The organism is Paraniabella hibiscisoli (assembly GCF_022512515.1).
In the GTDB taxonomy this organism is placed as follows: Bacteria; Bacteroidota; Bacteroidia; order Chitinophagales; family Chitinophagaceae; genus Niabella; species Niabella hibiscisoli.
In genome coordinates, this window is record NZ_JAKWBK010000001.1 from 3,131,143 (window position 1) to 3,149,315 (window position 18,173).

The 18,173-nt window shown below is 43.4% G+C and carries 21 protein-coding genes and 2 pseudogenes; 22 read left to right on the plus strand and 1 reads right to left on the minus strand.

Translation table 11 applies throughout. The features are described 5' to 3' along the window. The first annotated feature begins 60 nt into the window (after positions 1–60). From MKP07_RS19585 to MKP07_RS19660, 18 genes and pseudogenes are all read left to right on the plus strand, one after another. Positions 61–960: a FecR domain-containing protein gene (locus tag MKP07_RS19585; RefSeq protein ID WP_240848684.1), complete on the plus strand. Its 900-nt coding sequence runs from the start codon at positions 61–63 to the stop codon at positions 958–960. Continuing rightward, on the plus strand, positions 954–1,130 hold the full coding sequence (locus MKP07_RS19590; RefSeq protein ID WP_240850948.1) for a DUF4974 domain-containing protein: 177 nt from the start codon (positions 954–956) through the stop codon (positions 1,128–1,130). Before MKP07_RS19585 ends, MKP07_RS19590 begins: the two co-directional genes overlap by 7 nt. Before the next feature lie 128 nt (positions 1,131–1,258). Continuing rightward, on the plus strand, positions 1,259–1,579 hold the full coding sequence (locus MKP07_RS19595) for an STN domain-containing protein (RefSeq protein WP_240848685.1): 321 nt from the start codon (positions 1,259–1,261) through the stop codon (positions 1,577–1,579). Between the two features lie 71 nt (positions 1,580–1,650). Further along, a complete protein-coding gene (locus MKP07_RS19600; protein WP_317235862.1) occupies positions 1,651–1,932 on the plus strand; it encodes a carboxypeptidase-like regulatory domain-containing protein in 282 nt (93 codons plus the stop codon). Continuing rightward, entirely contained in the window at positions 1,926–2,126 is a 201-nt protein-coding gene (locus MKP07_RS19605; RefSeq protein ID WP_240848687.1) for a hypothetical protein, read from the plus strand. The genes MKP07_RS19600 and MKP07_RS19605 overlap by 7 nt, the downstream gene beginning before the upstream one ends. Beyond that, positions 2,056–4,695 (plus strand): SusC/RagA family TonB-linked outer membrane protein, encoded by a 2,640-nt coding sequence (locus MKP07_RS19610; RefSeq protein WP_240848688.1) that lies wholly within the window; start codon positions 2,056–2,058, stop codon positions 4,693–4,695. The genes MKP07_RS19605 and MKP07_RS19610 overlap by 71 nt, the downstream gene beginning before the upstream one ends. Before the next feature lie 49 nt (positions 4,696–4,744). Then, positions 4,745–6,634 carry a RagB/SusD family nutrient uptake outer membrane protein gene (locus MKP07_RS41300; protein ID WP_240850949.1) on the plus strand — a complete coding sequence of 630 codons (1,890 nt, stop codon included), beginning with the start codon at positions 4,745–4,747 and terminating at the stop codon, positions 6,632–6,634. A 112-nt stretch (positions 6,635–6,746) separates the two neighbouring features. Then, positions 6,747–6,946 (plus strand): annotated as a pseudogene (locus MKP07_RS19620) (DUF4959 domain-containing protein); the annotation flags it as partial. Between the two features lie 93 nt (positions 6,947–7,039). Continuing rightward, positions 7,040–7,681: a DUF5126 domain-containing protein gene (locus MKP07_RS19625; RefSeq protein ID WP_240850950.1), complete on the plus strand. Its 642-nt coding sequence runs from the start codon at positions 7,040–7,042 to the stop codon at positions 7,679–7,681. After that, a pseudogene (locus MKP07_RS42770) lies at positions 7,603–7,818 on the plus strand (DUF5000 domain-containing lipoprotein); the annotation flags it as partial. The gene MKP07_RS19625 and the pseudogene MKP07_RS42770, both read left to right, overlap by 79 nt. A 70-nt stretch (positions 7,819–7,888) precedes the next feature. Continuing rightward, positions 7,889–8,668: a DUF4998 domain-containing protein gene (locus tag MKP07_RS19630; RefSeq protein WP_240848689.1), complete on the plus strand. Its 780-nt coding sequence runs from the start codon at positions 7,889–7,891 to the stop codon at positions 8,666–8,668. After that, positions 8,640–8,996 carry a discoidin domain-containing protein gene (locus tag MKP07_RS19635; protein WP_240848690.1) on the plus strand — a complete coding sequence of 119 codons (357 nt, stop codon included), beginning with the start codon at positions 8,640–8,642 and terminating at the stop codon, positions 8,994–8,996. Before MKP07_RS19630 ends, MKP07_RS19635 begins: the two co-directional genes overlap by 29 nt. Positions 8,997–9,084: 88 nt before the next feature. Then, on the plus strand, positions 9,085–10,002 hold the full coding sequence (locus MKP07_RS19640; protein WP_240848691.1) for a hydroxypyruvate isomerase family protein: 918 nt from the start codon (positions 9,085–9,087) through the stop codon (positions 10,000–10,002). Positions 10,003–10,034: 32 nt separating this feature from the next. After that, positions 10,035–10,553, plus strand: coding sequence for a formylglycine-generating enzyme family protein (locus MKP07_RS42775; RefSeq protein WP_394803586.1), 519 nt, complete (start codon positions 10,035–10,037; stop codon positions 10,551–10,553). Further along, positions 10,436–10,972 carry a formylglycine-generating enzyme family protein gene (locus MKP07_RS19645; RefSeq protein WP_394803587.1) on the plus strand — a complete coding sequence of 179 codons (537 nt, stop codon included), beginning with the start codon at positions 10,436–10,438 and terminating at the stop codon, positions 10,970–10,972. Before MKP07_RS42775 ends, MKP07_RS19645 begins: the two co-directional genes overlap by 118 nt. 46 nt (positions 10,973–11,018) lie before the next feature. Then, on the plus strand, positions 11,019–11,138 hold the full coding sequence (locus MKP07_RS19650) for a twin-arginine translocation signal domain-containing protein (protein WP_240848692.1): 120 nt from the start codon (positions 11,019–11,021) through the stop codon (positions 11,136–11,138). Positions 11,139–11,149: 11 nt separating this feature from the next. Further along, a complete protein-coding gene (locus MKP07_RS19655; RefSeq protein ID WP_240850951.1) occupies positions 11,150–12,130 on the plus strand; it encodes a Gfo/Idh/MocA family protein in 981 nt (326 codons plus the stop codon). Continuing rightward, complete coding sequence (locus MKP07_RS19660; RefSeq protein WP_240848693.1) at positions 12,114–12,338, plus strand: hypothetical protein; 225 nt, start codon at positions 12,114–12,116, stop codon at positions 12,336–12,338. Before MKP07_RS19655 ends, MKP07_RS19660 begins: the two co-directional genes overlap by 17 nt. Positions 12,339–12,527: 189 nt before the next feature. Here the strand turns inward: MKP07_RS19660 and MKP07_RS19665 are convergent, their stop codons facing one another. Beyond that, the gene (locus tag MKP07_RS19665) at positions 12,528–12,899 is read right to left on the minus strand and encodes a transposase (RefSeq protein WP_317236055.1); all 372 of its coding nucleotides are present in this window, start codon (positions 12,897–12,899) and stop codon (positions 12,528–12,530) included. Between the two features lie 924 nt (positions 12,900–13,823). Here MKP07_RS19665 and MKP07_RS19670 point away from each other — a divergent pair. From MKP07_RS19670 to MKP07_RS19685, 4 genes are all read left to right on the plus strand, one after another. Beyond that, positions 13,824–14,036 carry a hypothetical protein gene (locus tag MKP07_RS19670; RefSeq protein WP_240848695.1) on the plus strand — a complete coding sequence of 71 codons (213 nt, stop codon included), beginning with the start codon at positions 13,824–13,826 and terminating at the stop codon, positions 14,034–14,036. A gap of 248 nt (positions 14,037–14,284) precedes the next feature. Beyond that, positions 14,285–16,834 carry a hypothetical protein gene (locus tag MKP07_RS19675; protein ID WP_240848696.1) on the plus strand — a complete coding sequence of 850 codons (2,550 nt, stop codon included), beginning with the start codon at positions 14,285–14,287 and terminating at the stop codon, positions 16,832–16,834. A 50-nt stretch (positions 16,835–16,884) separates the two neighbouring features. After that, entirely contained in the window at positions 16,885–17,310 is a 426-nt protein-coding gene (locus MKP07_RS19680; RefSeq protein ID WP_240848697.1) for a hypothetical protein, read from the plus strand. Beyond that, entirely contained in the window at positions 17,310–18,035 is a 726-nt protein-coding gene (locus MKP07_RS19685) for a hypothetical protein (protein ID WP_240848698.1), read from the plus strand. The genes MKP07_RS19680 and MKP07_RS19685 overlap by 1 nt, the downstream gene beginning before the upstream one ends. Positions 18,036–18,173 lie beyond the last annotated feature (138 nt).

The following is an 18,173-nucleotide window of genomic DNA, read 5'->3' on the forward strand; positions in this document are numbered from 1 at the left end:
AAAAAATAAAAACTGCAATACGTAGTTCTGCTATTTTTTTGTCATCTATAATACAGATAGATGACGGTTATGCAACAAGAGCGTTTTATTGAACTACTGACTAAAAAGCTTTCCGGGGAAATAACCTTGTCGGAACAAATGGAACTGTCCCGCTGGGTAGAAGCCAATCCCGATGAGGCCCGGACAGAAGCCCAATTGTCAGAATTGATCAATAACAGCAGCCTGCAGGTCCATTCGTCCAAACAGCTGGCAAAAAGAGAGCAAAACTGGGCCAGGTTACATCAGCTCATGGAGGAAGAAACAGAGCCCAGGGTGATCATACGGAAGCCGGCGAAAATAAGATGGGTTTTAAAATGGGCCGCCGCCGCTATTTTATTATTGGTGATAACGATTGGTGTTCAAACACAAATGAGTAGTAAGGAGCCAGGAGTAGATAATAGCAATATAGTCGCTACGAAAAAAGGGTCCAAATCAAGTCTGGTGTTACCAGACGGTTCAAAAGTATGGATCAATAGTGATAGTAAGATTTCATATGGAGATGGATTTGGTAAAACGCACCGTACACTTACTTTAACAGGGGAAGCCTACTTTGATGTGGTTAAAGACCCTGAACGTCCCTTTATTATTCATACTTCAGAGCTCGACGTAAAAGTATTGGGGACTGCTTTTAACGTTCGGTCTTATCCTGATGAGGGTAGCTCAACAACAACCCTTGTGAGAGGCTCCTTACAGGTGAAGCTCAATAAGCATGAGCAACAGGTGTATGTGCTAAAGCCCGATGAGAAATTGATTGTTAGTAAAGAGCCGTTGCAGTCTTCGAAATACATGAGTAAACAAACGGATGATGATATTATTAAGCTTAAAATTGTAAAAACCGATTCTATCCCCCTGAAGCCCAGTGGACCAACAATAACCTGGTTTTCGAGAATAAAAGACTCGATGAAATTGCGCAGATCCTAGCCCGATGGTATGGAGTAAGTGTGGTTATAAACGGGTCCGACAAAATGAAGGCAGAAAAGTATAATGGCTTTTACGATAATCAAAGTATTCAGAATGTGCTGGAAGCATTGAAAGCCTCTGCCGGTTTTCAATACAAAATCGAGAATAATACTGTTTTAATAGAACCTTAAATCAATTGCCTATGGTCAGATAAAAAAATATGCCATAAAAGTATCAAGGAAGCGGCCAGGCTCCCTTGATCATAAAACGAAAATTAACTTCTGTAAATCGATTGCTTTTCATTTTATCCTCTAAAAGTATGAAAAAAACGAACTGCTATGCTTATCGCTGTGCATTTAAATTTCTCCTGTTAATGAAGTTGTCCATTGTTCTTATTCTCTTCACCTATACATCACTATGGGCTAGTGATGTATCCGGGCAACGCATTAATCTGGACTTAAAAGAAGCACCTATTGAAAAAGTGCTGGAAGCTATCCGGGAACAAGGCAGGTATTCGTTTGTGTATCAGTCGCAAATATTTCCCAGGGATCTTAAAATTAATATACGTACAAAGAACGCTTCCATAGATTCTGTTATGGACAAGCTTCTGTTGAATACGCCCTTGTATTATAAAAAATAGACAGGAATCTGTTTGTTATTCTTACCAGAAATATTCCCCCACCGGTTGTTGATGTCAGACGGCCACCTATTGTGGTTCAGGGATCCATTAAAGATCGTGCCGGGGGTATGCTCCAAAATGTATCAGTTTACGTAAAAGGCACGCAGAACGGTACTTTGACCAATGAGAAGGGTGAGTTTACTCTTAATGCCAATTTGTACGACAGCCTTGAAGTATCTTCCGTAGGCTATAAAACCCAATATGTTTTTATTGCTGATAGTCGTCCGCTTATTATTGTGCTGGATGGAGAAGATGGCAGTATGAATGAAGTCGCTGTTGTGGCATTTTCCAAGCAGAAAAAGCCAGTATGGTAGCGTCCATCACGTCGATCAAACCATCAGAACTGAGGATGCCCAGCAGCAACCTTACCAATTCATTAGCCGGTAGATTGACAGGTATGGTAGCCTATCAGCGAAGTGGGGAGCCGGGCCAGGATAATGCCGCCTTTTTATCCGGGGTATTACATCCTTTGGAGCTTCCGCAAAAAAGACCCGCTGATCCTGATTGATGGAATTGAATTAAGCGCCAACGATCTGGCTCGTTTAAATCCTGATGATATTGCCAGCTTTAGCATCATGAAAGATGCGATGGCAACTGCATTGTACGGAGCAAGAGGTGCCAACGGCGTGATACTGGTAACTACCAAAGAAGGAAAGGAGGGGAAAATGAATTTTGATCTTCGGTTTGAAAACTCGTTTTCGTCACCTACTCAAAGATTGGAAACTGCTGATCCGGTTACGTTTATGCGAATGCATAACGAAGCCGTTAAAACCCGTGATCCAAACGGGCAAACGCTTTACACCGATGAGCAGATAACATTTACGGAAATGGGACTGCACCGGGATATTTATCCGGCAACCAACTGGGAAGAAGCGATGTTTAAAAGAATGGCGATTAATAATCGCTTAAACCTAAGCTTCACCGGCGGTGGTTCTGTTGCCCGGTACTATGTAGCCGGTAGTGTAACCCGTGACCGGGGCAACCTTAAGGTGGATAATAAAAATGATTTTAATTCGAATATCGATCTCTATAAATATTCTATTCGCTCCAACGTTAATATCAACCTCACCAAGACCACTGAAATGTCTACACGTTTTGTAGCCAACTTCGATGATTACACGGGGCCAATAGATGGTGGTTCTGCCATGTACCGCAAGGTGATGCAGGCCAATCCTGTCCGCTTTAAGCCTTTTTATGAACCAGATTCCAGTTTCGCTTATGCCAAGCATACCCTCTTTGGTAATTTTGAAACCGGTAACTATCTGAACCCTTATGCGGAAGCCATGAGAGGTTACAGGGATTATAGCCGCAGTAATATGCTTACTACTGTAGAGCTAAAGCAAAACCTCGATGCGATTGCAAAAGGGTTGATGGCGCGCGCCTTAGTTAATTTTGATCGCAGATCCGAGTATAGTATTTCCCGTGCCTATGTACCTTTTTACTACCGGGTATCTTCATTCGATCTGGCTAATGATTCTTACAAGCTGGTTCGTTTAAATCCTACAACCGGCAGGGAAACATTAGATTATGATGCAAATAATACCAGCCGTACAGTAGCGAACTCATTCTACTTTGAAGGCGCTACCCAGTACAATAACAATTTTGGTAAAAACAGCATCAGTGGCTTATTGGTTTTTACAGCACGTCAGTTTAAACAGGGCGCGCCGTCTTCTATTCAACTGTCACTACCTACCAGGAATTTAAGTTTCTCTGGTCGCTTCTCTTACGACTTCGATACACGTTACCTGGCCGAGTTTGCTTACGGGTATAACGCTTCTGAGCGATTTGCACAAAATAACCGGTGGGGTTTCTTCCCTTCATTTGGTGCTGGTTGGGTTATTTCGAATGAGCCGTTCTTTGAACCACTCTCAGATGTTTTCAGGATGTTGAAACTAAGAGGCTCTTATGGTATTGCGGGTAACGAAGCCATCGGTAGCGCTTCTGAAAGATTCTTTTATTTATCGGAGGTTAACTTAAATGCACCACATAATGTAAACTGGGGTGTAAATATGAATGAGAATCCGGGCGGGATTGACGTAAGCCGTTATGCAAACGACCAGGTAGGATGGGAGCGGTCTTATAAAACCAACCTGGCATTGGAGTTTAACATGAGAAATGGATTTTCCTCTATCATCGAAATCTACAAGGAGCGTAGAAAAAATATCCTTCAGGATCGCATCATGCCTGCAACAGCGGGTATCCTGCCTGCCGTAAAAGCGAATGTAGGCGAAGCCGAGGGGAGAGGTATTGATATTGAGCTGAATTACGATAAAACTATTGGCAAAGACCTGAAGTTAACCGGCCGGGGTACTTTTACCTATACCACCAGTAAGGTTATTAAATGGGAAGAACCCGACTATGGCAATAACTATTGGTTGTCGAGGATAGGTACTAACCTGGGGCAAACCTGGGGGCTGGTTGCGGAGCGCCTGTTTATTGACTCTGCCGAAGTGAAGAACTCTCCGCGACAGGAGTTTGGTGCATATTCGGGCGGCGATATCAAGTATAAAGATATTAATGGTGACGGTAAGATTGATAACCTTGATTTTGTGCCTATCGGGCATCCTGTAACGCCCGAGATTATTTATGGTTTTGGATTATCAGTGAGTTATAAGCGCTTCGATTTTAATTTCTTCTTCCAGGGCTTGGCCCGTGAGTCGTTCTGGTTGAACCAGGATAATGTGACACCATTTATTGATGGTGATGGTGGCGACGGAAGAGTGGGGCAGAACGCCGTACTTCAGGCCATTGCCAGCGATTACTGGTCTGAAAGCAATCGGAATTCTTATGCATTCTGGCCCAGGCTTGCCAATTATAATATCGACAACAACCGGCAAACCAGTACCTGGTTTATGCAGAACGGAAGTTTTTTAAGACTTAAGTCTGTCGATGTAGGATATAGTTTCCCCTCATCCATGCTGAAGCGTTTTAAGGTATCGGACTTCCGTATATATTTCAGCGGCTCCAACCTCCTGCATTGGAGTGCTTTCAAGCTATGGGACCCTGAGATGGCGGGATCGGGATTTGACTATCCACTTCAAAGAGTATTTAACGTAGGCTTTAACATCGGCTTATAAAAACAGGTGCCATGAAGAAAAAATCTATACTATAATCATTATAATTTTTATAGCTACAGGACTAGGCTCCTGTGGTAAATACCTCGACATTGTTCCAGACAATATCCCAACGGTTGATAACGCTTTTTCCGACAGGTACAATGCGATAAAGTTTTTAGCTACCTGTTATTGGGGTATACCTAAGTCTGCAGGCTGGAACGAGAATCCCGGCATATTCGGTGCTATGGAAATGATCTTCAACAGGGATCACCGCACCACTGCCGGTATGCGCCTGGGACTATCAGAGAACAGCGCCGCGCTGGCATTAGTTAATTATTGGAGTAACAATTCCAATTACGTACGGTCTTTGTATGCCGGTATGCGCGACTGTAATACTTTCCTGGAGCGCATTGATGGCGTGCAGGATGTGAACCAGTACGAAAAACAACGAATGAAGGCAGAGGTAAAACTCATCAAAGCCTATCTGAACTTTTACCTGATACAATACTACGGGCCCATGACACCGCTCCGCGAAAATACACCGGTGAATGAAAGTACGGCCGGGGTAAGGACAGAAAGAGAAAAGGTGGATGATTGCTTTACATATGTAGTAGGACTGATAGATGAAGTGATTAATTCAGCTGCTTTACCTCTCAATATTGAGAACCGGAATGCTGAGCTGGGGCGTTTTACAGCATCGGTAGCGCACATGCTCAAAGCGAAAGTATTGGTGTTTTGGGCTAGTCCGCTCTTCAACGGCAATCGAGATTACAGCGGTTTTGTAAATCATGAAAAAGAACCGTTTTTCAACCAGCAGTATAACGCAGCGAGGTGGGATAGTGCAGCTAGTGCATGTAAGCGTGCGATTGATGTGTGTGCACAGGCGGGTATTCGTTTGTACAAGAGATCAGACTACCAGGCTGTAAATGCCCGGCAGATGTCGGACACTACACTGCTGATCAACACGCTTAGAAGTGCGGTTACGCAAAGATGGAATCCTGAAGTGGTATGGGGGAATTCATCCTATCCCGCAGATTGGATCTTTCAGCTGATCTCATTACCGAGACTGGAACCTGCAACTTCTACACCTTCCAGCATGAGCGGTACTTTAAGTGTACCGTTATCTACTGTAGAACTATTTTATTCTAATAACGGTGTACCGATTAATGAAGATATTTCTTATCCATACGGAAGCCGGTATAGTATCCGGGTAGGAGATGCTGCCCATAATCTTTTGATAGCTTCAGGAGAGAAAACGGCTGCACTCAACTTCGATCGGGAAACACGTTTTTATTCCACACTAGGTTTTGACAGGGGAAGATGGTATGGTAACTTCTACCGCACATCCACAGAAAGCGAAACACCTTATCCTAAAAACCGGTTTGGGGAGTACTCGTCCGTATTTAATCCGGGAGAGTACAATGCCACCGGGTACTGGGCCAAGAAGCTGGTGTCTATGAACACCACCTGGCGTGATGCGAATAGCGTATCGGAAGAAACCTATCCTTATCCTGATATGCGTTTTGCAGACCTGCTGCTGCTTTGCGCTGAGGCGCTCAATGAGTCGAAATCGGCCCCCGACCAGGAAGTGTACCTGTACATTGATTCGGTAAGGTCCAGGGCAGGTTTAAAAGGGGTGGTTGAAAGCTGGGCCAGTCATTCTAATCAGCCCTCCAAACCGCTTACCAAAGAAGGTATGCGCCAGATCATACAGCAGGAGCGGAAAATAGAGCTGGCATGCGAAGGCAGTTATTATTGGGACAGCCATCGCTGGAAGACTGCCTTAACCGAGCAAAACCGGCCGATAATGGGATGGAATATTAACGGAAGAGAAGCGGAAGAGTATTACACGCTGGTAAGTGTTTATGTGCAACAGTTTACCTACCGCGATTATTTCGCGCCCATCCCGCAGTCAGAAATGATCAAAAATCCTTTATTAATTCAAAATCCGGGCTGGTAGCCTTTAAAATATTGCGTATGAAATACTCATGTTTATTAATGTTCGGGTTACTGTTGATAGGGGCTGTACTAAAAAGGTAAATGAGCCGATATCGAAGAGTTTGGGTAAACCCATGCAGGTTACTGAAGTTAAAGTAGAGAACCAGGCCGGTGGCGCCCTCATCAGTTATCGCATACCTAATCAGCAGGACGTTATTAGTGTAAAAGCCACTTATACTTTGGAAACCGGGAAAAAATGGAGGCGATGGCTTCTATTTATGAGAACAAAATAACGGTGGCTGGCTTTAATGATGAGAAGGCTCATGAAGTGATGCTTTATACAGTTAACCGTGCACAGGAATTATCAGACCCTGTTAGTTGTACCATTCAGCCATTAGAATCACCGTTGAGCCTGGTGTCAAAGACCATGTTTATACAGGGCGATTTTGGTGGTGCCAGGTATAGCTGGGCCAATGAATTTAAATCGCCGCTTACCTTCGAGTTCTTTACCCCAGATTCTTTGGGTAGGATGGCGCTGGTGCGGATCGTTAATTCACAGCTGTTAGAAGGTTTGCAGTCATTAAGAGGTTATAAACCACAGCCCAGGGCATTTGGCGTGGTGGTGAAAGATAACTACGGCAACCGTTCAGATACCATATTTCCTACCGGCAGGTTGATCACGCCGTTGTATGAAGAAAAACTTGCTAAAAGCCGTATGAGGGTCATGAGGCTCGCCAATGACCAGAACTTTACCAATTTCGAGGGGTCAGATCAAAAGATGATCGATGATGACAGAACCTCTTTCGGTCACTCTCCATCTTCATCGCTTCCTGCTCCTTTTACGATCGATCTGGGCGTGTTAGCTAAAGTGAGCCGGTTGGTGATCTTTCAGCGTCAGTTCAGCAGCAGCTATTATAACTGGGGTAACCCCGTGCTTTTGACTTATATGTACGAGCCACGGCTCCTTCGCAAAGCGGCGACTGGTCAGAGTGGACCAAGATTAAGGAAACTGAGATTGTTAAGCCCTCGGGTTCCTCAAGCACTGTTACTGATGATGATCTCAGGGTAGCTGAAGCCGGCCACGAGTTTACATTCGACCTGTCTCAGGAACCGGTGCGTTATATCCGAATAGTCGTAAAATCTACCTGGGGTAGTACCACGTTTACGCACCCGGCTGAAATTGATGTTTTTGGCGAACCCAAGTAGTATCTCTTCAGACCTGGTCAGCGTTGAATGGAGACATTGTACTTAAATATTCATAAGACAAAAAATAGTCATGAAATACCTGATTTATATATTTATTATCGGCTGCGTATTGACGGGCGCAGCATCCTGTGACAAGTTTACCGATGTTCACAAGGAGTTTATAAAAGATGGGGAAACCGTCTATGCCGTTAAACCCGATTCGGTAGCTTTTGTGTCGGGTAAGCAGCGGTTGAAGATGCGGCTCTGGATGGTTAACGGGATTAATGTAAAAGAAGTAGTGGTTAGCTGGAACAGCGGAGCAGATTCGCTGGTAGTGCCGGTTAGCTTTAAAGCAGGCAGAGACAGCATGGAAGTATTGCTGACAGGCCTGGAAGAAAAATCCTACGCCTTTAACATCTACTCTATCGATAATTTTAAGAACCGGTCATTGATTTACACACAGTTTGGTGCAGCTTACGGCTCCTTATATGCGTCTACGCTGGTCAATCGCCGTGTTCGCCAGGTGTCGCTTACGGAAGCTGCTGCGGTTATCGAATGGTTTGCCGGAGGAGAGGGGATGATTGTAAATGAAATTAAATACATTTCAAAATTTTCAGGCCTTGATACGGTGCTTAGGTACCGGGAAGTTCCTTCTCGACTTCGTTTAATGCCAAGGCCGGGTCTGCTTTCCAGTATCGTTCGTTATTTATTCCCCAGGCGGCGTCTATCGATACTTTTTATACCAACTGGGATAACGGCCAATTACCGGAAACGTATTTATTTGACCGTTCGCTCTGGAAGGTTTTGGCCGTGTCTGATGAAAGAGCGGCGATGGGGGAGGTATGAATACTTTGATAGATGGCAACCTTGATTCTTACTGGCATTCACAATACGATCCGCACGCGCCATTGCCCCATTGGGCAGTTATAGACATGGCTTCCGAGAAGAATATCAGCTATTTTGAAGTGTATCGCCGTAAAGGTAATGGCGATGCTAAAACAGCGCAGTTATTTGTAGGCAATAGTGCCGATCCTGCCGGTACCTGGACGCTCGCGGGCGAAGGTGTTTTCACATCGGGAGATAAGCTTACGGTTACCAATAGTAACCAGGCAAAAGGTCGATATCTTAAATTGGTGTTGCCAGATAGCTATCGTGCGCCATTTACGGCTATCGCGGAAATCTATGTTTTCGGCAAATAATTGCCATCATACTTAATAGTCTAATCAATAGGTATACTGCTCGTTTTGCGCACGGCAAAATGAGTAGTATGCTCTTTAAAATTACGATATGCAACGACGATCCTTTCTTAGAAATAGCCTGCTTTCAACCGGGGCACTGGCTATAACATCTGCTGTATCTGCAAAAAATCAGGTAAACCCTTCTGCTAAATTTAAACTCGACTATGCCCCGCACGACGGTATGTTTTCTACCAGTGCAGGAGGTGATTTTATCGACCAGATCAAATACATGCACGACCTGGGTTTCAGGTCTATTGAAGATAATGGAATGACCGGGAGATCAACCGAGCAGCAAACAAAAATTGGTGAAACCCTTGCCAGGCTGGGTATGCGCATGGGGGTATTTGTAGTACCCAAAGGCGGTAATGGCGCTAATACCCTGGCTGCTAAAAATAGTCGCCATGTTGATATATTCCTGGAAGGCTGCAGGAAATCTGTAGAGGTAGCCAAACGCTGTAATGCCAAATGGGTAACGGTGGTTCCGGGAGATTTTGAAAAACATCTGCCCATTGCTATACAAACGGCCAATGTAATTGAAGCGTTACGCCGCGGAGCGGAGATATTTGAACCCCACGGAATAGTGATGGTACTCGAGCCTTTAAGCGATTCGCCGGACCTGTTCTTACGAACGTCTACACAAACGTATGAGATCTGCAAAGCAGTGGATAGTCCCAGTTGTAAGATCTTGTTTGATGCCTATCACCTGCAAAAAAATGAGGGCAACCTGATTACGAACCTGGAGCTATGCTGGGACGAAATACCTTATATCCAGGTGGGAGATAACCCAGGTAGAAGGGAGCCAACTACCGGTGAGATCAATTATAAAAATGTTTTCAAATTTCTATACGATAAGGGATATAAGGGAATAGTGGGCATGGAGCATGGAACATCCCTGCAGGGTAAACAGGGCGAACAACGCCTGGTACAGGCCTACCGTGAAGTAGATGATTTTCCGGTGTCCAAATAAAATGAATAATAATCTATTAAGAACAGAGATCAATGATACGATATGAATTTTTTACGGTTGGTTTGTCTTTGCTTTGTTTAAGTGCCTTAGCACAGCAAACGGCTTTTGAAAAATACCAACAAAAAATTCCCGGTTCTGCAGTTCAGTTTGAAATGGTTCCTGTAAAAGCAGGCAGCTTTTTGATGGGGAGTGGCAAGGCCGCAGATGAAAAGCCACACCAGGTTAGCCTCAGTGCTTTTTGGATGGGTGCGCGCGAAGTGACACATGATGAGTTCGCTTTATACCTGAACGATGAGACCTATGCCGAGAACAGCACAGTAGATGCCATAACACGCCCTTCGCGTCCTTATATAGAAATGACATTAGGAATGGGCAAGGAGGGCGGATTCCCGGCTAATAGTATGAAGCAGCATGGAGCTTTGATGTATTGCAAATGGCTATACGAAAAACAGGAGTATTTTACCGTTTGCCCACAGAGGCTGAATGGGAGTATGCCTGCAAAGCGGGTACTCAAACAACTTACTTTTTCGGAAACGACAGTGCCCGGCTGAAAGATTATGCCTGGTATGGCGCCAACAGCGATCAAAAGTATCATCAAACAGGTTTGAAGAAGCCCAATCCATGGGGCTTCTATGATATGCTGGGCAATGTGCAGGAATGGGTATTAGATCAATATGCAGCTGATACCTATAACACAAGAGGCAAGACCAGCCAGGATCCCGTGGTGATACCCACTACCCGGCATCCGCTGGTCGTAAGGGGTGGTCATTACAGCGACCCGGCAAAGTCCCTTCGAAGCTCTAAAAGAACATCTTCGGATCTTGTATGGAACCGACGGGATCCGCAAATTCCTAAAAGTAAGTGGTGGAATGCCGATGCTCCCTTTGTGGGCTTCCGTTTAGTGAGGCCACTGGTGCAACCACCCAAAGAGAATATTGACAAATTTTTTGAAACCTACCTGGGTCTTTAAATCACCATTCTAAATATTATTATCACAATCAATTAAATAAACAACGATGGACAATACAACTTCACGCAGAAAATTTGTACAGCAAACAGGTTTGCTTGCCGGCGGTTTAGTGGCTGCTCCGCTTTTAAGCAACGCCAACTTTTTTCAGGCGCTGCCGGTGTTATAAAGATTGCTTTAATAGGCTGTGGTGGCCGTGGTACCGGTGCAGCGCTTCAGGCATTAAGTACCAGCCAGAATGTGCAGCTGGTGGCTATGGCAGATGCTTTTAAAGATCGCCTGGATGATTGTTATAAATCCATAACCGGCAACCTGGCTGAATCGGGTATCAATGCCAGCAAAGTAAATGTGCCTGAAGAGAGAAAGTTTACCGGCTTTAATGCTTATGAAAAGGCAATCGCTTTGGCCGATGTGGTGTTATTGACAACGCCTCCCGGTTTTAGACCAATCCACTTTGAAGCGGCTGTAAAGCAGGGAAAACACGTGTTTATGGAGAAGCCCGTTGCTACCGATCCCGCTGGTATCAAGAAAGTGTTGGATATGGCCCAGGTAGCCAAACAAAAGAAGCTAAATGTGGTGGTAGGATTGCAAAGGAGATATCAAAACTCTTACCGGGCGCTGTATAAAAATAAAGACCTCATTGGTGATATTACTTCGGCGCAGGCCTGGTGGAACAATGATGGCGTTTGGGTAAAAGAACGCCAACCCAATCAAACAGAAATGGAATACCAGATGCGTAACTGGTATTATTTTAACTGGCTTTGTGGTGACCATATTGTAGAGCAGCATGTGCATAATATAGATGTGGTGAATTGGTTTAAGAATGCTTACCCGGTTAAAGCGCAGGGACTGGGAGGACGCCAGGTACGTACGGATAAAAAGTATGGAGAAATATATGATCACCATTTCGTAGAGTTTCATTATGCTGATGGCAGTATTTTAAATAGTCAATGCCGCCATATTCCACGTACCATGAGTAAGGTTGATGAACTGCTTATTGGAACGAAGGGTAAGATTTACGGGGATGCAGCTGTGATCAAAGATCATAAAGGAAATACTCTTTTCGCGTTTGATAAAAAAGGCGAAAACAATCCTTACCAGGCAGAACATGACGAGCTGTTTGCAGCCGTTGCTAAGGGAGAATATGTTCTGGGATGCTGAATATGGTGCTAAAAGCACGCTTACCGGTATTATTGGTCGTATGGCAACTTATAGCGGAGAAGTGATCGATTTTGAAAAAGCACTGAATAGCGGTATCGACCTGATGCCGAAGAACTATAGCTTTGATGCCGATCCGCTGATCATGCCCGATGCCAATGGTATGTATGCGATCGCCACACCAGGCAGAACAAGATATAACGTTTCCTGATTATTACTGATAAGCTAAAAAGAGCTGTCTCAAAAGCATTTGAGGCGGTTTTTCCATTTTGTGTCTATTAGGCTGTGAGATTTTTCAAATTTTCTTTTTTAATGGCTGAGATAAGGTTTATAAGACAACCAATGCCTTTTATGCGGCTTGTTTTGTTGTTTTTGAGCGATATTGGGCTTTTGTGAGTTTTTACAGGTTGTGTGCCAGCGCTATCAGCCCCGTTTCTATCAATACTTTTTCCATTCCTTTTAGCATAAAGCGCCTAAAGCCCTTGTTATCCTTGATATTGGCAAATACAGGTTCTACATCTGCACAGCGGTTCTTTCGCCTGGCGATTCCTTCGGGACTTCGCAACCGTTCAGCTGCCTGCTGTTTTAAGGTTCGTAGCCGATGATTCACTTCTACTACCCGGTTACCTTTTTGCCCGTGACACATTCCACGTAAAGGACAGTCATTGCAGTCAGCTGCCCGGTAGCGGGTGATCGTTTGTTCATAACCGCTTCTGTTGGTTGTTTTATAAGTGCCCGCTTTACGCATGTGCTGGCCCATAGGACATAGGATATAATCCTGATCGCTATTACAGTAAAGCTGTTATGCTTGCTTTGTTGCTCTTTATCAAAGTAATTGTATTTTGCAAAAGCCGGCAGTATCGGGTGGATCAGACGTTGGCGCGGAGGCTGTTTTGATTTAATAATAGAACTCTGGAATGACTTTTATGGTAGAAACCGATGGCTTCTCGTTTGGCGCTGAGGAATGTTTCGGATAAAGTTACATTGTTCGAAGAAGTGGCGGCAGAAGAGCAGAGGATAGAAACAATAGGGATATCAAAAAGTGATCAGGATGTCAATTTGAGTCATCGATTCGCCTTCTATGACATGACAGGAAGGGAAGTGTAAAGCAGTGGACAATGCGATTTTTTGTAATCATCTCCTAAAACATTTGAAAACTGTTACAGCATTATATGTCAGCCATTTTTTACAATTTACGATAGTATCTGGTATCGCTCGCCCGTAATTCTAAATTGTATCATAGTTATGTTGTGAAAGAGTTCTTTTCATAAAAAGTAACAGCCTCACAAGGTAGATAGGTGAGTTGAAATCTCGGCTTTATTGACCCATAATAAGGTAAGTGTAGCGGGATTTCATAACACATAACCTTCAATACCTTTACACTAATTTTTTTGTAACATCTCATAAAAATTTTTTCTTTAAGAAATGTGTCGTATATTTAGTCGTCGCATAACTTTTATGAATTTAAAGCTAGCTTAAACTATAGCGAAACCTGTTCTGAATCATATGCTCCAATTACCTAGGTACGTGTAACTTTTATGAAAACCTACAAGGTTAGCGTTGAAGGAATAGTTTGTGATCGATGTTTGTGTTGTACAATATTCTTGCCTGGGGCAAGATTCTTATTCTGACATCATGTTAGTTTAAAAGTAGCGAAGCTTATTGACCTCTATAACTCTAACTAAAGACACATACCATGAAGATCATTTTTTGCTGCCTGCTTGTTCTATATCAGGTAACGGGTTTGGGACAAAAAAATATCACTGGCACAGAACAATGTAAAATGGCTGCCCGGCAATCCTACCAGTATCTTATAAAGAAATTGAATATTACTGAAGCAGCTCAAAAGGACTCCATAAAAAGCATACAGGAAGATTTTTTTGCTCTTCAGCAAAGCTCGATGCAGTAGCTGTTAATTCTAAATCAAGATTAGCTGGCATGAAAGGCTTGTTACAATTGAGAGAGCAACGGTTGAAAAGATTGCTGACTACTGAGCAATATAAATTAGCTACCAGACAGTAGTCTAATTAACGTAGATAGTAAAGTATTAATTGTTGCTAACCGGCGACTAATTACTGTCTGCCTATGTCTTTTAACGAACAATTGCAAATAAATTATAACCATGAAATATTTCTTTTTACCTGCTGCCTGTTATCGATGCTATCGTACCCAATCTTTGCTCAGAGACCTAATGTTACCCCTGTTACGCCCACTTCAGCATCGCTATTTAAGTCTCTGGACTTCTCAATGAGCATGACAAGTGGCGTTCCTAATATATCTATTCCACTTTATTCAATTGATGTAGGAGGTCTTGAAATACCTATAGATTTATCTTATCAGGCTGGCGGTATAAAAATTAATGAACGTTCCGGCCGGTATGGCCTCGGCTGGTCGTTAAGCTGTGATCTGCAAATTACCAGGAGTATTAACGGTATTGATGACTTTGGTCCGGGAGGATATTTTAATAACAACCTGATTACCGGTTTCCTTGGTTATACTTATCCTGGATATCCTTTGCCACCACACGATAATACAACGGCCGGCCATTTAAATGCGTACAAGATCGGAACCGGGCAGGTAGACGGGCAGCCCGACAGGTTTGCTTACAAATTGGCTAATAAATCAGGCGCATTTTACTTTCTTAAAAATGGCCCCTCCTATCGCATCGTTCCTGTGCCTTTCAGCAACATAAAGATCGTATTTGATAACGGTCAGTTTGTTATAACAGATACAGATGGCACTACATATTATTATGGTCAGCAGGGTGCCGTAGATGAATCATACCTTACCACTATGGGTAAAGAAATAAGTAAGGGAAATGTGGTTACATGGAAATGCCTGCGTATAACAGCCCCAAATGGTGCCGACGATGTGTATTTTACCTATGAAACTGAAGACCCGCAACAAGTAATTTCGTATAGCGATCGTTTTGATTTGTTTACTAATGATGATCCTTGCCAGGTACGGCCGTATTATACCGCGATATCGCCTGATGTAACGGTGCATACAACCTTACCTGCACTGTTAAATAATATTCCTTTCTATAAACTGTCTACTCCCAAATACAGGTCAGTGACGGCTGGTACTGCTTTGAACAGCAAGGATTCGTTTCATATATTGTATTGGAATGGAATGAATGTGCTCAGCAAAAAAGCGCTGGTAGATCAGGATAATTCATCTGTAACGATGAGTGGTCTTGTAAAAGGCCTGTCTATTAAGGATATTACATTTCGTGGAGGAAAGGTCGCATTCTCTGGTACATCTGAAAAGCTTAGCAGTTTAAGTATTTACGATGAAACGCAAACATTGGTTCGGTCGGTAGGATTATATCACTCTCATGTTGATGAAGATAATGTAAGAACCAATTATCTGGACTCTGTGCATATAGGCCTGGGCAGTAATGTAGAAAAGTATGCCTTTTTATATAACAGTAAAATGAGTTTTGGTGGCCATTTGAAAGGTAACGACAGCTGGGGGTACCGCAATAATAATACGGTCAATGCAATATGGGGACATAATCAAAATACCATTCCTTTTACGTTGACCCAGAGAGATCGTTTTTATTATGACACAGATCCCTTTTCGGGGTGTACCCAATTTTACCCGGATGTAGAGTTTGGTTTTGGTAACGATGACTATATGGTAGATTACCCTGATGAGCAGGCAATGTTACAGGGCGTTTTAAAGAGAATCATCTATCCGACAGGAGGCTTTGTGGATTTTGCTTTTGAAGCCAATAAATACCTGGAAACCTTTAACGGTAACCTGCATGCTTCTGACCTTCCGTTGTTGGGCGGCGGTCTGCGTGTAAAAAGCATCAGTTACTTTAACCCCGAAAATACGGTGCCCGAAACACAGCGTATCTTTAAATACGGGGAGCTCGAAGATGGAACCGGTATCGCAAAGCTAAAACCAAAATTTGTAGAAGAACCTTATAAATATTATTTCGCCCCGGAAAAAGAAAAATCATCCGTATACTATTTAAGGGCACCGTTCACGGATCCAATTTTATATCCTCTAGGTTGTCTTAACCGTAATTGCCTGGAGGTTATTACAATTGAGGATAAAACGACTTTCCATCCGTCTTCTTCTCTCAACTATTGGTCAGCAGACGGGCCGCCGGTATATTACACAGCCGTAACAGAATATAAACATGATTATGGCAGGCAATCGGGCAAAACCGTCCATAAGTTTTTTTCACCGGATGATTTTTATGTTGGGGGACCTCAGGCGCATTTTATGACCGAAAGAGTTATTGAAGGTACCAATATACCAAGACTTAAGGCTGAGGGACTTTATGGTGCTGAAAAAATGGTTGAGCAGTATAGTTACAACCTGTCAACTAAAAAATACTTGCTGAAAAACAGGAAAAGTTTTACCTATACACCGTACGTTCAAAATGAGCAGGTAAGAGTCGTTTACGCATACCAAAAAGTAGCTTACCAGGTGGTGGAAGGGAATTATTCAGGCGGCGAACAGGAGTTGTATAACCACGCACTAGGTTTTGCGGGCAGTTCAGCACCCTCTGAAGAATTTACCAGTGGAGACTATGGGGTTCCTGTTTTGAAGTTGCTGCTTCAAACAGAAAAGGAAGAGGTATTGGACGAAATCTCTAACCTGACCATTGAAAAAGAGTATGAATATGCCAGTTTACCGTATATATCGCCAACGACAATAACCACGAAAAATAGTAAGGGGCTTTTGTAAAAACAAACTACAAATATCCGTACAATTACTCTGATCCTGTTCATCAGGGCATGGTTGCCAAAAATATTATTGCTCCGCTGATTGAAGAAACCACATCGATCAATGAAAATGGAGCGGGTTACCAGGAGCAGGAGAAGACATTTGCTGAGTACCAATATTTCAGCACCGGCTTTGGCTTTTATGCGCTGGCAGCTGTAAAAAAATCGGTAAAAGGTGCGCCCTATGAAGTAGAAACAACTATTGACCAGTACGATCAGTACGCTAATATTTTACAAAAGACCAGTGAGGGAGGTGACCGGGTGGCTTACCTGTGGGGTTATAATGGCCGGTATTTGGTGGCCGAAGTACAGGGGCTGCTTATTCGGACATACCGGTTGCATACCAATCCCATACTTCTATTTATAACCCTCCTGACGACGCGACGCTTTCTGGCGTTACCGGTAACCTGCGAGCGCATTTTGCCACAGATGAGGTAATGGTAAACACTTATACTTATAAGCGACTGGTAGGTATGACGAGGAGTATTGATTTTGCGGGTAGGACCAGCTTCTATGATTACGATGGTTTTGGCAGGCTGAAGGATATTAAAGATGATGGCGGTGCCGTTGTAAAGCATTTTGATTATAAGTATGCTGATTTCCTTTACCACCGGATTTTTAACAATTTTTATGTGAATATGCCAGTAATGCGATCGCATAATATGATTGTTGGCGGCACAGTGGAAGTATACAATACGCAGATAGAAGGCGGCCAGTATCATGGCAATATCCTGAATAGCGCTGACGATGCGGCCCGCGCTGCGGTAAATGGTATGGCAGTGAACCAAACCGTTACCCCGGGACCCGCGACGGCTGGCCTGACCAGGATATCTTTTAGTGGAATGTATATGCCATTTTTACCTAACCCCAGTCTGGTAGAGGTAGATCTTATACAGGATGGTCATGTAGTTTATACAGTGGAATTGCCTTATAATAATTATTACTCTAATCCGATAGCTGAATTTACCCTGCATATCCCCGAAGGAATTTATAGGGTAAGCGTAAGGCCTGTAAACAATTTGTTTAACTACAATTACAGTCTCTTTATTGATTACAGGAGGTATGATCTTGATAACAGTAGCTTCGAGTATTTCAAAACCGGCGATTTTCTGAATTTCGAAGCCGGTAAGTCTTATTCCATATCGGCGATGTTTAATTCATAGGGGCAAATGAAAAATTCTGCTGGTGCGTCGTGATTTTTATAAGAAATCGAGGTTCGATAATCAGAGCCCGTTAACGCTGTCTAAAATCTATGCCACAAAGAGCAGGGTATACTTAGCCGATCGAAGCCAGCCCTGAAA

What these genes read in the sequence shown, in the direction of transcription:
- MKP07_RS19585 (WP_240848684.1), top strand. Translation starts at nt 61, where the DNA reads ATGACGGTTATGCAACAAGAGCGTTTTATTGAACTACTGACTAAAAAG.
- MKP07_RS19595 (WP_240848685.1), top strand. Translation starts at nt 1,259, where the DNA reads ATGAAAAAAACGAACTGCTATGCTTATCGCTGTGCATTTAAATTTCTC.
- MKP07_RS19605 (WP_240848687.1), top strand. Translation starts at nt 1,926, where the DNA reads ATGGTAGCGTCCATCACGTCGATCAAACCATCAGAACTGAGGATGCCC.
- MKP07_RS19610 (WP_240848688.1), top strand. Translation starts at nt 2,056, where the DNA reads ATGCCGCCTTTTTATCCGGGGTATTACATCCTTTGGAGCTTCCGCAAA.
- MKP07_RS19625 (WP_240850950.1), top strand. Translation starts at nt 7,040, where the DNA reads ATGTTTATACAGGGCGATTTTGGTGGTGCCAGGTATAGCTGGGCCAAT.
- MKP07_RS19630 (WP_240848689.1), top strand. Translation starts at nt 7,889, where the DNA reads ATGAAATACCTGATTTATATATTTATTATCGGCTGCGTATTGACGGGC.
- MKP07_RS19635 (WP_240848690.1), top strand. Translation starts at nt 8,640, where the DNA reads ATGAATACTTTGATAGATGGCAACCTTGATTCTTACTGGCATTCACAA.
- MKP07_RS19640 (WP_240848691.1), top strand. Translation starts at nt 9,085, where the DNA reads ATGCAACGACGATCCTTTCTTAGAAATAGCCTGCTTTCAACCGGGGCA.
- MKP07_RS42775 (WP_394803586.1), top strand. Translation starts at nt 10,035, where the DNA reads ATGATACGATATGAATTTTTTACGGTTGGTTTGTCTTTGCTTTGTTTA.
- MKP07_RS19645 (WP_394803587.1), top strand. Translation starts at nt 10,436, where the DNA reads ATGGCTATACGAAAAACAGGAGTATTTTACCGTTTGCCCACAGAGGCT.
- MKP07_RS19650 (WP_240848692.1), top strand. Translation starts at nt 11,019, where the DNA reads ATGGACAATACAACTTCACGCAGAAAATTTGTACAGCAAACAGGTTTG.
- MKP07_RS19660 (WP_240848693.1), top strand. Translation starts at nt 12,114, where the DNA reads ATGTTCTGGGATGCTGAATATGGTGCTAAAAGCACGCTTACCGGTATT.
- MKP07_RS19670 (WP_240848695.1), top strand. Translation starts at nt 13,824, where the DNA reads ATGAAGATCATTTTTTGCTGCCTGCTTGTTCTATATCAGGTAACGGGT.
- MKP07_RS19675 (WP_240848696.1), top strand. Translation starts at nt 14,285, where the DNA reads ATGCTATCGTACCCAATCTTTGCTCAGAGACCTAATGTTACCCCTGTT.
- MKP07_RS19680 (WP_240848697.1), top strand. Translation starts at nt 16,885, where the DNA reads ATGGTTGCCAAAAATATTATTGCTCCGCTGATTGAAGAAACCACATCG.
- MKP07_RS19685 (WP_240848698.1), top strand. Translation starts at nt 17,310, where the DNA reads ATGGTAAACACTTATACTTATAAGCGACTGGTAGGTATGACGAGGAGT.